A 12,164-nucleotide genomic window follows, 5' to 3' on the forward strand; every position below is an offset into this window, starting at 1 on the left:
TCCCCAAGAGGCGCCACGGGGCGCCTCTTGACGTAGGAAAGCTCAGACGAAAGAAATGTTTGCTAGATTGTAAAGGGCAGCACCGCGCGGGTTCCCGGGTGCTGCTGGTCAAACTGAATGGCGGAGTGCAAGTTGGACGCCATAGCCTTCACAATCTTCGTGCCAAGTCCACTGCCTTGCACTTCTCCGTCGCCCTTCCAGCCGATGCCGTCATCCTCAACGACAAGAACGGCCTGCTCGCCGGCAGACGACAGGGCAACGCGGATGTCACCGGATGTGCCCTCCGGATAAGCGTACTTGAAGGCATTGGTGACAAGCTCCGTCACAATAACCCCGACAGAGACCGCCTTGTCAGTGGGTATCGAAACCGGTTCCGCCAAAACGGTGATCGTATGGACGCGACCGGCAGCCCTCATGGCCCCTTCCAGCTCCTCGATCAGCCCTTGCAGGTAAGTGTCCATCTCCACGAAGCGAATGTCGTTCGAGGTATAGAGACGACGGTGAATCTGCGAGATGGCCGTGATGCGGCTCTGGGTTTCGGCCAGGGTATCCCTGGCGACCGTATCGCTTCCCAACGCCCTCTGCTGCATGGCCACAAGGGAGGCAACAAGCTGCAGGCTGTTGGCAACCCGGTGATTGACTTCGCGGAGGAGCATCTCCGCGCGTTCCCGGGCCTCGCGCATTTCCCGTTCAGCCGCCTCTTTCTCGCGTCGGAGACGGGCGGCGGCAAGTGCCTGCTCGGCAGCCGTTCGGAGGAGATCAAGGAATACACCGCCAACATCCTTGATCACATAGTCCGCGGCACCGGCCTTGAGAGCGGCAACGGCGATCCTGCCTTCATCGGCACCAGTCACATAGACGACAGGTGGAGGGTCAGGGAGCTTGTGGATCTCAGAGAGGACTTCCAGCCCCTCCTTACCTGGCATGAAGTGATCCAAGGCAATCACGTCGAAGCGCTCGGCCGCAAGCTCGTTCAGACCCTCGTCGCCGCTCAACGCGTGCCTGACATGAAAGCCGTGACGTGAAAGGGTACGCTCGACGAGGCGGCCAAGGCCATGGTCGTCATCGATGTACAGGAGCCGGATCGGCGGGCTGTTTATCTCCCCTTCGATCATAGCGTCTCGGGAACCTGGATGACGGACAGGAACAATCCCAGCTGACGGATGGCCTGGGAGAACGATTCGTATTCAACAGGCTTCGTGATATAGACATTGGCGCCGAGGTCGTAGCAGCGCTGGATTTCGCGCTGGTCATCGGTGGTTGTGAGCACGACCACCGGTGCACGCTTCAACTTCTCGTCGCTTTTCAGCTTGGCGAGAATATCCACCCCGTTCATGTCTGGCAGGTTCAAGTCCAGCAGAACCAGGAACGGTCCCGCATTGCGCACGTCTTCGCTGAAAAGGTGCTCCAGGGCACTCGTCCCGCTTGCGAAGGTCCGGATCTCGTTACAGACGCCCGCGCGGCGAATGTTCTTCTCGATCAGGCGGGCATGGCCCTCATCATCCTCGATCATGATGATGGTGACCGTTTGTTGCTGGGGCATTTAGGCGGCTTCCGAGTTCAGGCTGATATATTTCGGCAGAACGACCGTGAAGGTCGAGCCTTCCCCCAGCCGCGACGACACAGTTATTGTCCCGCCTAGCCTTCGCACAAGCGCACGGACATGTGCAAGCCCAATGCCCTCCCCCTGCTGATCCTGCACGCCGGATCGGCGGAACAGGTCGAAGATCCGTTCGAAGTCCTTGGGGTCGATCCCCCGACCATTATCCTGGATTTCGAGCTGGACATTCGCTCCAAGGTCTCTGCCCCGCACCACAATCCGCCCAGGGCGGCTGGGATCCAGATATTTGACCGCATTATCGACCAAATTCCCGAAGACCTGCTCGATCGCGAGCCGATCGCTGGTGAGGTCTGGGACAGTTTCGACAATCAGTTCCGCCCCACGCTCCTGAAGTTGATGTGCGACGCTTTGGCACTGGGCCTCAAGCAGCTGTCCGATGCTGAGCGGCTCAGGCATCAGCACGCGCCTGCCCTCGCGGGAGAGCTTCAGGATGGCGTTGATCAGCTTGTCCATCTTGACAGTCGAGGAGCGGATGAACCCGATGGCCTCCGGTAGATCCGTCTCGACGGCCATGCGGGCAGCTGGTGTGACCAACTGAGGATCCCGCCCAAGAACGTGTTGGTAGAACCGCTCCACTTCCGTCTGGGCGGCTTCAAGCTCGCTCGTAAACCCCATGACATTGACGAGGGGCGCTCTGAGATCGTGGCTGACGATGTAGGCGAAGCGCTGGATTTCTTCGTTCGCTTCATCCAGTTCAGCCACCCGCTCGGCTAGCATGGCCGCAAGACGGCGCGTCTCCTCCTGGGCGTGCTTGAGGTCGTGGATGTCCGTGCAGCTGCCGTACCACCGCACAATGCGTCCTGAGCTGTCACGAAGCGGCTGCGCCCGGCCCAGAACCCAGCGATACTCGCCTGACCGGTGCCGAAGTCGGTATTCGATGTGATAGGGCTCGCCAGTTTCCAGGCATCGGCGCCAGACCCTCCAAGCCCTGTCTTGATCCTCCGGATGGAACATATCGTTCCATCCTTCCCCGTCGGTCGTCCCTTCGGGTACGCCGGTGTACTCGTACCAGCGCTGATTGTAGTAGTCATGGAAGCCGTTCGGCTGGGTTGCCCAGATCATCTGGTCGATGGAATTGGCGATGACCCGGAAGCGTTCTTCGCTCTCGCGGAGGGCCTCCTCGTTCCGCTTCTGCTCGGTCACGTCATGGCCCTGGACGAAGATGCCAGATACCTTGCCATCCGGATCGAAGATCGGTTGGTAGACGAAATCGAGAAAGCGCTCTTCGGAAGCACCACTGGCATCAGGCTCCAGAACAATCCTGATGCTCCGGCCGACGAAGGGCTGACCATTCTGATACACGCGATCGAGAAGCGCCAGGAATCCCTGCTCGACGACCTCGGGCAAGGCCTCCCGAACACTCTTGCCGATAATGTTCTCACGGCCGATCAGCCGCAGGTAAGCGGCATTCGCCATCGTGAAAACATGGTCCGGGCCGCTGAGAGCCGCCATGAAGCCGGGAGCCTGCTCGAACAGGCCGCGCAGATGCTGCCGCTCCTCCGTCAGCACCTGGTTGGCCTCCTGCACCGCCTGGGCCCGGCGGAACATGTCCGTTTCGATCAGGGCGGAGGGACCGGAGGGCAGAACCGAGCTTCGCGCAAGAGCCCTCAAACGATGAAGCTCGGTCACATCCACCGTATGCTGGAGGATGAAGATCATCTCGCCCGCATGATTGAAGAGGGGCGTGTGGGTCGCACTCCAGAAGCGCTCCTCGAAACCTTGGCCGTTGGGCAGAGGGATGGCGTATTCGATGATGGGTATATGATCTGCCGCCTTTTCGCGGATCACTTTATCGAAGGAATTTCGCAGTTGGCGATGGCTTGGCGAGTCCGGATCGCTCGGAAAGGCATCGAACATGTTGCGCCCGACCAGATCGTCCCGCTCACGCATGGTGACTTTGAGATAGGCGTCGTTCAGTCCGACGATATTGAGCGAGAGATCCACCAGAACATAGGGATTGGGAGAGGCGCTGAACAGCGCCTCGAAATTGATCGTCTTCAAGAACTTGCGCTGGACAGCCGCCAGCCTCCCTGTGTCATGCCGGGCAAAGCTTATGCGTATTTAGGTACTGTTCTGCCCAGAGCCATGGGCGCGACAAAAGCAATCGTACCTGTGGCCGATCCGACACTCCTCGTGTCAGCTCCCGTCGATTGGCGCCCGTCCCATAGCCCGACCGCAGTGCAACAAAACCTTGGCCACAAGCGTTCCGCTGCCGGGGTTTGGGCCATAAGCGTGACGAAGGGGATGCAGGGTCGATGACAAATGGAGCGTGCACCTCCGCGGTTTCCCTAGAGCCGGGAGCATTCGCCCAGCTGAAGGCCCGCCTGACGTCCATGTTCCGCGGGTTTTCCGATCAGGACACACCTCGGACGGTCGTCATAGTCCCCAGCCTGAGCATGGATCGGGAGGTGTTGGCGAACATTTCGGGCGTTCACCATTACGAAGAGCGGATGCTCTGCTACCTGATGCTCCTACGGCTGCCCCGGACGCAGATCGTCTATGTGACGAGCCACCCGGTCCCAGAGCCCATTATCGACTATTACCTGCACCTGATGCCGGGGATCCCAGCACAGCACGCCAGAGAACGCCTGACCCTTCTCTCTTGCCACGATGGATCGCGCACCTCCCTGACCGAAAAGATCATCGAGCGCCCGCGCCTGCAGCAGCGGATCAGGGACGCCATTTCCGATCTGTCCTCCGCCTATATGATCTGCTTCAACGTCACGGAACTGGAGCGCGACCTGGCGCTCAGCCTCGACCTGCCGATCTATGGCTGCGATCCGGATTTGCTGTCTCTCGGCTCCAAGAGCGGTTCGCGGAAGATCTTCCGCGAGGCTGGAATAGCGATGCCCGAGGGCTTCGAGGATCTCTTCACGCCGGATCAGATCGTGGATGCGCTCATGGGGCTGAAGCAGCGCCGGCCCGCGATCCGGCGGGCTGTCGTGAAGCTCAATGAGGGCTTCTCAGGCGAGGGCAATGCGGTCTTCGCCTACGAGGGAGCTCCTGAAGGATCCAATCTGCGGGGGTGGCTTCGCGAGCGTCTTCATCACTTGGCTTTCGAGGCCAAGGACATGACCTGGGAACTGTTCGAGGAAAAGCTTTCCACCATGGGCGGCATCGTGGAGGAGTTCATTGAAGGTGAGGTCAAACGCTCCCCCTCTGCTCAGTTTCGCGTCGATCCGCTTGGGCAACTGGAGCCGGTCTCGACCCATGATCAGGTTCTCGGCGGAGAGAGCGGGCAGGTCTTCCTCGGCTGCACCTTCCCGGCCGACGCGCACTATCGCCTCGCCATACAGGGGGATGGCCTGAAGGCGGCAAGGGCGCTTGCCGAGAAGGGCGTCTGTGGGCGGTTTGCCATCGACTTCCTTTCGGTCCTCGAAGGCAATGAATGGCGGCACTACGCCATCGAGATCAACCTGAGGCGTGGGGGAACGACGCATCCGTTCATGATGCTCGAGTTCCTCACGGACGGCTGCTACGACCCGGACACCGGCAACTTCCTCACGCCGGCCGGCCAGCCTCGTTGCTACTACGCGTCCGACAATCTGGAATCGCCCCTCTATCGTGGCCTCGCTCCCGACGACCTTATCGATATAGCTGCGATCAACAGGCTGCACTTCGATGGAGCCTCCCAGAAAGGCGTCGTCTTTCACCTGATCGGCGCCTTGTCGGAGTTCGGGAAGCTCGGGGTCCTGTGCATCGCTCCCTCCCACGAGGAGGCGAACGCGCTCTACCGGCGCACGACCGAGGTCCTGGATCGGGAGAGCGCCGACGCCTGACCCGCAGGCTCAGCTCTCGTACGTGATCTCGATCCGCTCCGCAGCCTGACGCGCCCGCTCGCGAGCCTTCTCCACTGAATTCCCGGAGGCCAGAGCGACGCCCATGCGGCGGTGCTTGCGGGTCGTCGGCTTGCCGAACAGCCGGACCTCCACGTCCGCATTCTCGGAAGCAAGCTCCAAAGCTTCCCGCAATCCCTGGATCGAAAACCGCTCGGCTTCACGGTCGGCTAGGATCACGGCCGAGGCGGTCGGCCCATGGAGCCGGACGGGCGGGATCGGCAGCCCTAGGACAGCACGGGCATGGAGATCAAACTCGGAAAGATTCTGGGACAGCAGGGTGACGAGACCCGTGTCATGGGGACGGGGCGAAAGCTCCGAGAAGATCACCTCGTCGCGGGTGACGAAGAACTCCACCCCGAAGATCCCATAGCCACCCAGGTTATCGACGACCTTGGTGGCCATCGCCTTGGCGTCGGCAAGCAGCTTCTCGGTCATCGGCGTCGGCTGCCATGATTCCTGATAGTCCCCCCGCTCCTGCCGGTGCCCGATAGGCTCGCAGAAGGATATGCCCTCACGGGAGCGGATGGTCAGCAGGGTGATCTCATACTCAAAAGCAACGAACTCCTCGACGATCACCTTCTTGCGGTCGCCCCGCATATTGGCCACGGCGTCCTTCCAGGCCTGCTCCAGCTGAGCGGCCGTCCGCACGGTGCTCTGTCCCTTGCCTGAGGAGGACATGACCGGCTTGATGACGCAGGGGAGGCCCGTATGCGCGGCCCCGGTCCTCACCTCTTCCAGGCTCTCGGCGTAGCGGTACTTGGACGTGCGCAGCCCTAGCTCGGTGGCGGCAAGCTCGCGGATCCGATCCCTATTCATGGTCAGCGAGGCAGCACGAGCGGAGGGAACGACCGTGAAACCCTTATCCTCGAACTCCTGCAGCACCTCGGTGCGGATTGCCTCGATCTCGGGTACGATGAAATCCGGCCGGTGCTTCTCGATGGCCTGCCTCAGGGCATCAGCATCCAGCATGGAGAACACCTCGGCTTCATCCGAGACCTGCATGGCCGGTGCGTTCGCATAGCTGTCGCAGGCGACGACATGGCAGCCGTATCGTTTCGCCGAAATCACGAACTCCTTGCCGAGTTCGCCGGATCCGAGAAGGAGAATTTTGGCAGTGAACACGGGAATGCCTTTCGTGTTGTTCCAGCGGGGATGACGCCGGATGTCTTCGCCGAGCGATATGGCCGAGTCCGTGCCAGACGGAAAGTGAAATCGCCAAGCCAACTCAATGCCACCTTTAACGGGCAAGATAAGCCTGAAAACGCTTTGTTCCTCGCCACCTTTAAGGATCGGCCATGGATCCGCCTTCATCGAGGGGCTTCAAGAGCATCGAGGGAGTTCCAGCCTCGCTTGCGCTGAGTGCAGCCCTGCCGTCTCAACCATGCATTACGCAAACCTGAATGTCGTGAGTTAATGGTCTGCGCAGGAGAAGCCTTATGCTAGCCAAGAAGAAATCTTCGGGAACCCAGAACCGGCGTGTGACCCGTATCGACCCTCCTGCCCTTGAGGAAGCCATTGTGGCCGCCCAGGGTCTGACCGACGATGTCGAGAGCCAGATCGAAATCGCAGCGCAACTCATGGGTATGTCTGAGGACGAGGTTAGGCCCGCCGTTCTGAAGGCCGCAGTTCCGCCCCCGGTCCGTCGACCTGTGCACTTGGCAGACCGTTACTCCATGACTGAGCGCAATGAGGGGCCGAAGGTCGTGGTGGTCGAGCGCAAGCGCCCTCGCCTCGTCATGCCACGGTAAGACTGTTATCCTGTTCCCCCTTCGGTGGCGCTGGCCCGATCGGCTGGCGCCTTTGCCATTTCTAGCCGCCTCTCCTGCGGGATCGTCCGAACATGGTCAAAGGTATCATTCTCGCCTTCCTAGCCTTTGCGGTCTTCGCCTGGGGCGATGCCATCGTGAAGGAGATCGGCCATGACCTCGACCCGTTCGAGGTGACTTTCTTCGGCTATCTGATCCCGCTGGTCCTCTCACCTGTCTTCATGAAGCCGGGCGACCACGTGCTCGATATCGTGCGCTGGAACAGGCCCTGGCTCATGGGGCTCAGGGTCTTTCTGATTGCGGCCACCACGCCGCTGAGCGTCATGGCGTTCCGCAGCCTGCCCTTTGCGGAGGCCTTTGCGCTCTTGTTCCTCATGCCAAGCCTGGTGACGGTTCTCTCCATTTTTATCCTGAAGGAGCATGTCCGCTGGCGACGGGGCCTCGCTGTCTGCGCCGCCTTCATCGGGGTTCTGGTCATCGTGCGCCCCGGGTTCAAGGAGCTTCTTCCCGGCCACTTTGCAGCCCTCTCGGCCGCATTCTGCGCGGCCGGAGGGGTCATTGCCGGTCGTATGATCGGCCGGACGGAGAAACGATTCACCCTGATCAGCACGGTGTTCCTGGCGACGACCGTTCTTGCCGGAGTGCTTATGATCCCGGGCTTTGCCTGGCCCATAGGCCATCAATGGATCCTGCTCCTCGCCTTCGCGGCAACAGCCTTCGCTGCGCAGGCTCTGTTCATTGTGGCGACCATCTACGCCCCGGCCGATCGTCTGGGGGCGGCCCAGTACAGCCAGATCCTCTGGGCCCTGGCGATCGGCGCCCTCTTCTTCGACGAATGGCCTGACGCCCTGGCGCTGCTCGGCATTGTCATCGTGGTCGCAGCCGGCCTTTTCATCTTCGCCCGGGAGCAGACGCTCAAGCGGAGCCGGCAGCAGGCAGACCCGTTGCCGGAAACAATGCCTGCCTCCCCGACGTCGGTATCCACCCAGAACTGAAGCTGCGCCGCCTTCACAGAGCTGCGACTTCTGCCGCACCTGCGTTCCCTCGCCTGCCCCGCGCCCTATGTGCTTGAGCGTCAATCTTCGAGGCTTAGGCCGCAGCCTAAGGCTCATGAAGGCAGGGTGGAATTCGTGACTGGCGCGTATATCAACCAGATTGGCACGGCTGTGCCGGAGCATGACGTCCATCAGACCTTCATCGGCTTTGTCGACAACCTCCTGCCCGAGCGAAAGGATAAGCTTCTCTTCAGGCGCATGGTGCAGCGATCCGGCATCGAGCATCGTTATTCCACCCTTACGCCGAGTGAGAACCTGGAGGCTTCAGCCGACCAGGAAGGTCTCTTCCAACCGGGCCAGTTTGCCGGGACGGCAGCCCGCATGGACCGCTTCGAAACCCATGCGGTCGATTTAGCCGAGAGGGCTGTTGAGGCTCTTAAACTGGGCGAGGAGCTCTCCTCTCTCACTCACCTGGTCGTTGCCTCGTGCACCGGCTTCACCGCTCCAGGGCTCGATCAGCAGCTGATGGAACGGCTAGACCTTGACCCTTCGATCGAACGCACCATGGTCGGGTTTATGGGCTGCGCGGCGGCGGTTAATGCGTTGAAGGTGGCGCACCACATTGTCCGGTCGGAGCCCTCAGCGAAGGTGCTGGTCGTTAATCTCGAGCTCTGCACGCTTCATCTTCAGGAGACCTCTGACCTCGAGGTGATCCTGAGCGCCCTGCTGTTCGGCGATGGCTGCGCCGCGAGCCTGCTCTCGGCCGAACCACGAGGCATCGCCCTCAAGGATTTTCGCGTCGCGACCATTCCAGACACGCGGGATCTCATCACCTGGCGCATCGGCAATGCCGGCTTTCAGATGAGCCTGTCCGGTGAGGTGCCGCAGCAGATCGCGAAAGCGCTCCGCCATGAGGTGACCCGCAACGATGATGGCGGCATCCTGCGTGGCCAGCACAAGGATGACTTCGACCTGTGGGCAGTTCACGCCGGCGGCCGTACGATTCTCGATGCCGTCGAGCAGGGGCTTGAGCTTCAGCCAGAGGCTCTGCGCTGGTCCCGCGGCGTCCTGCGGGAGTTCGGCAACATGTCGTCCGCCACGCTGATGTTCGTGCTCGACCGCATGATGCAGCAGGCCCCACCGAATTCGAAAGGTTTCGGTATGGCCTTCGGACCCGGACTGGTCGCCGAAACCTTCCGGTTCGACATCGCAGGGTAATGCCGCCATGGGCCGGAGCTTCGCCGAGCGCAGCCATGAAACGGAGCTGATGGATACTGAGACCGTCAGCTTTGAAGACTACCGGGCCTGTCTCAAGGACCTCTCCACCGTCAATGCTTTGACCCTGACCCACAGGCCGATCCTGACTTGGATCGACCGCGCCACCCGCAGCTTGACCCCGGGCGAGCGTGTGACAGTTCTGGATGTGGGCTACGGCTATGGCGATCTCCTGCGCAAGATCCATGCCTGGAGCCGCCGCAAGGGCCGTGCCGTCGATCTCGTCGGAGTTGACCTCAATCCCATGAGCGAACCGATTGCCCGAGCCGCAACACCTCCTGATGTTCCCATCGAGTATCTGACCGGTAATGTCTTCGACTACAAGCCGGAACGTCCCATCGACTTCGTAATCAGCTCCCAGACGACGCATCACATGTCGGATGAGGAACTGGCGATCTTCATCCGCTGGATGGAGCAGGTGGCGGCACGCGGCTGGTATATCGCCGATCTCCACCGCCATCCCATTCCCTACCATGCCTTCGGCACGCTCGCCCGCGTCGCCCGTTGGCACCGCTTCGTTCAGCATGACGGACCCGTGTCCATTGCCCGCAGCTTCCGGAAGGACGATTGGGATAAAATCCTGCTTGCGGCAAGCCTTGCGCCCGGAACGGCGGAGATCCACTGGCATGTTCCGTTCCGTCTCTGCGTGAGCCGGTTGAAATGAGCGGGTGCCGTGCCGAGGCAATCGTGATCGTAGGCGGAGGGCTCGCAGGCGCTGCTGCCGCCAGCGTCCTGGGGAGAGGAGGACGCTCGGCGCTGCTCCTTGAACGCGATCCCGAGCCCCGGCACAAGGTCTGCGGCGAGTTCCTCAGTGTCGAGGCTCAAACATATCTTGCTCATCTCGGCATCGACCTTGACGAGCTAGGTGCGAGCCGGATTTCACGCCTGCGTATATATCATCGCGGAAGGCAGGCCGTGGCGGATTTGCCGTTCACCGCCCGCGGCCTCTCTCGCAAGGTTCTGGATGAGGCGCTGCTGGAAAAAGCCGCGACGCTTGGTGCTCGGGTTGCACGTGGAGTAACCGTTCGCTCCCTTACCTTTGATGAAACAGGCGCTCGGATCGATGCAGGCTCATTTGGCCCCATCCGGGCGGAGACCCTCTTCCTGGCCAGCGGCAAGCATGATGTCAGGGGCATGAAACGGGCAGCCTCAGGATCCATCAACGATCTCATCGGGTTCAAGATGCACTACCGGTTCTCGGAGGAGCAGCATTCAGCCCTCGAAGGGGCCGTTGAGATCGTTCTGTTTGAGCTGGGCTATGCCGGGCTCCAGCTGATCGAGGGAGGCATTGCCAATCTGTGCCTGGTCATCACCCAGGAGCGTTTCGAGCAGGTCGGCAAGAGGTGGGAAAGTATGATCGACCAGATCATGCACGAGTGCCCTTCCCTGGCCGACCGGCTAGGTGGCGCGCTGGCGCTTTTCGACAAACCTCTTTCCATCTTCCAGATCCCCTATGGGTTCGTGCATCGCCCCGCCCGGAGCGAGCCTCAAGGACTCTTCCGCCTTGGCGATCAAATAGGCGTAATCCCCTCCTTCACCGGCGAGGGCATGTCGATGGCGCTACACAGTGGGTGTCTCGCTGCCTCGATATTTCTTCGCGGCGGTCGTGCCAGCACGGATTTTCACCGACAGATGTCATCCGACGTCCAGCGTCAGGTCCGGCTTGCATTCTTGATCAACAAGGCTGCGCGCTATGGACCTAGCCAGACAGCTGTCTTTCATCTCTGTCAGACATGGCCTTCCCTGATGCAGCAGGTTGCGACCTTCACCCGCCTGCGGGAGGGCTCCATGCAGAGAGCCCTGGCCCTGCCATGATCGTGCCGCGGGAGGTTCAGACATCCGCCGCCGTCGCGGAGCATTATGACGAGTTGGACCCGTTCTACCGCGAGATCTGGGGCGAGCATGTCCATCATGGCCTCTGGACAAGCGGCCAGGAGAGCCCGGACGAGGCGGTCGAAGCTCTCATCGCCCATCTTGCAGGAACCATGGATCTTCAGCCCGGCCAGCGCGTCTGCGATGTCGGCTGCGGCTATGGCGCGACGGCGGAGTGGCTTGCGCATCATCATGATGTCCATGTGACGGGGGTCACGCTCTCATCCGCGCAGCTTCGGCAGACACAAATGCGCAGCGCCGCATCGCCACTCCTGCACTTCAGGCAACAGGACTGGCTTACGAACACGTTCAAAGACGAGACCTTCGATCATGTGATCGCCATCGAGAGTTCCGAGCACATGCCCGACAAGCAATTTTTCTTCGACGAGGCCTTCCGCACCCTTCGCCCCGGAGGGAAATTGGCCGTTTATGCCTGGCTGGCACGCGACGGCGTCCGCCCGTGGGAGGAACGCTATCTGCTGGAGCCGATCTGCCGCGAAGGGCGCTTACCGGGTATGGGCAGCGAGATAGAGTATCGCGCATGGGCCAGCAAAGCCGGCTTTCTGGTCGATGAGTTCGAAGACCTGAGCGACAGGGTTCGGCGTACCTGGGCGCTCTGCACGGGGCGGGTTGCAAGGAAACTCCTGACCCATTCGCAATACAGGCGCTACCTGCTGAATGCCCGCGCCAAAAACCGCATTTTCGCCCTGAGCGTCCCGCGCATCTGGATCGCCTATCTGACCGGCTCGATGCGCTACGGTCTTCTCACGGCGCACAAACTTAGCTAGCCCTAGGT

At 61.2% G+C, this 12,164-nt stretch carries 11 protein-coding genes; 7 read left to right on the forward strand and 4 right to left on the reverse strand.

Going from position 1 to position 12,164, the window contains the following annotated elements; genetic code table 11:
* Positions 1–62: 62 nt before the first annotated feature.
* Genes FHR70_RS11590 through FHR70_RS11600 form a run of 3 tightly spaced genes read right to left on the reverse strand, consistent with a single transcriptional unit; the run spans position 63 to position 3,622 of the window.
* Positions 63–1,115 carry a sensor histidine kinase gene (locus tag FHR70_RS11590; protein ID WP_183450323.1) on the reverse strand — a complete coding sequence of 351 codons (1,053 nt, stop codon included), beginning with the start codon at positions 1,113–1,115 and terminating at the stop codon, positions 63–65.
* The gene (locus FHR70_RS11595) at positions 1,112–1,543 is read right to left on the reverse strand and encodes a response regulator (protein ID WP_183450325.1); all 432 of its coding nucleotides are present in this window, start codon (positions 1,541–1,543) and stop codon (positions 1,112–1,114) included. Before FHR70_RS11595 ends, FHR70_RS11590 begins: the two co-directional genes overlap by 4 nt.
* On the reverse strand, positions 1,544–3,622 hold the full coding sequence (locus FHR70_RS11600; protein WP_183450328.1) for a PAS domain-containing sensor histidine kinase: 2,079 nt from the start codon (positions 3,620–3,622) through the stop codon (positions 1,544–1,546).
* 407 nt (positions 3,623–4,029) lie between these two features.
* On the opposite strand from FHR70_RS11600, the gene FHR70_RS11605 reads away from it, so the two are divergent.
* Positions 4,030–5,400 (forward strand): peptide ligase PGM1-related protein, encoded by a 1,371-nt coding sequence (locus FHR70_RS11605; protein ID WP_343058793.1) that lies wholly within the window; start codon positions 4,030–4,032, stop codon positions 5,398–5,400.
* Positions 5,401–5,409: 9 nt separating this feature from the next.
* On the opposite strand, the gene purT is transcribed toward FHR70_RS11605, so the two are convergent.
* Entirely contained in the window at positions 5,410–6,582 is a 1,173-nt protein-coding gene (gene purT / locus FHR70_RS11610; RefSeq protein ID WP_183450332.1) for a formate-dependent phosphoribosylglycinamide formyltransferase, read from the reverse strand.
* 314 nt (positions 6,583–6,896) lie between these two features.
* Here purT and FHR70_RS11615 point away from each other — a divergent pair, with 314 nt between their 5' ends.
* The 6 genes from FHR70_RS11615 (at position 6,897) to FHR70_RS11640 (ending at position 12,156) form a co-directional block, all read left to right on the forward strand.
* Positions 6,897–7,208: a hypothetical protein gene (locus FHR70_RS11615; RefSeq protein ID WP_183450334.1), complete on the forward strand. Its 312-nt coding sequence runs from the start codon at positions 6,897–6,899 to the stop codon at positions 7,206–7,208.
* Positions 7,209–7,300: 92 nt separating this feature from the next.
* A complete protein-coding gene (locus FHR70_RS11620) occupies positions 7,301–8,221 on the forward strand; it encodes a DMT family transporter (RefSeq protein WP_183450336.1) in 921 nt (306 codons plus the stop codon).
* A gap of 126 nt (positions 8,222–8,347) precedes the next feature.
* Complete coding sequence (locus FHR70_RS11625) at positions 8,348–9,439, forward strand: 3-oxoacyl-[acyl-carrier-protein] synthase III C-terminal domain-containing protein (protein ID WP_183450338.1); 1,092 nt, start codon at positions 8,348–8,350, stop codon at positions 9,437–9,439.
* Positions 9,440–9,446: 7 nt separating this feature from the next.
* Complete coding sequence (locus FHR70_RS11630) at positions 9,447–10,160, forward strand: methyltransferase domain-containing protein (protein ID WP_183450340.1); 714 nt, start codon at positions 9,447–9,449, stop codon at positions 10,158–10,160.
* Positions 10,157–11,311 (forward strand): NAD(P)/FAD-dependent oxidoreductase, encoded by a 1,155-nt coding sequence (locus FHR70_RS11635; protein ID WP_183450342.1) that lies wholly within the window; start codon positions 10,157–10,159, stop codon positions 11,309–11,311. The genes FHR70_RS11630 and FHR70_RS11635 overlap by 4 nt, the downstream gene beginning before the upstream one ends.
* On the forward strand, positions 11,308–12,156 hold the full coding sequence (locus FHR70_RS11640; protein WP_183450344.1) for an SAM-dependent methyltransferase: 849 nt from the start codon (positions 11,308–11,310) through the stop codon (positions 12,154–12,156). Before FHR70_RS11635 ends, FHR70_RS11640 begins: the two co-directional genes overlap by 4 nt.
* The last annotated feature ends 8 nt before the right edge of the window (positions 12,157–12,164 follow it).

This window comes from Microvirga lupini (assembly GCF_014191055.1).
Taxonomy (GTDB): domain Bacteria; phylum Pseudomonadota; class Alphaproteobacteria; order Rhizobiales; family Beijerinckiaceae; genus Microvirga; species Microvirga lupini_A.

Excerpts from the sequence above, each read along its gene's own strand:
- FHR70_RS11590 (WP_183450323.1), bottom strand. The coding sequence starts at position 1,115 with ATGATCGAAGGGGAGATAAACAGCCCGCCGATCCGGCTCCTGTACATC.
- FHR70_RS11595 (WP_183450325.1), bottom strand. The coding sequence starts at position 1,543 with ATGCCCCAGCAACAAACGGTCACCATCATCATGATCGAGGATGATGAG.
- FHR70_RS11615 (WP_183450334.1), top strand. The coding sequence starts at position 6,897 with ATGCTAGCCAAGAAGAAATCTTCGGGAACCCAGAACCGGCGTGTGACC.
- FHR70_RS11620 (WP_183450336.1), top strand. The coding sequence starts at position 7,301 with ATGGTCAAAGGTATCATTCTCGCCTTCCTAGCCTTTGCGGTCTTCGCC.
- FHR70_RS11630 (WP_183450340.1), top strand. The coding sequence starts at position 9,447 with ATGGGCCGGAGCTTCGCCGAGCGCAGCCATGAAACGGAGCTGATGGAT.
- FHR70_RS11635 (WP_183450342.1), top strand. The coding sequence starts at position 10,157 with ATGAGCGGGTGCCGTGCCGAGGCAATCGTGATCGTAGGCGGAGGGCTC.
- FHR70_RS11640 (WP_183450344.1), top strand. The coding sequence starts at position 11,308 with ATGATCGTGCCGCGGGAGGTTCAGACATCCGCCGCCGTCGCGGAGCAT.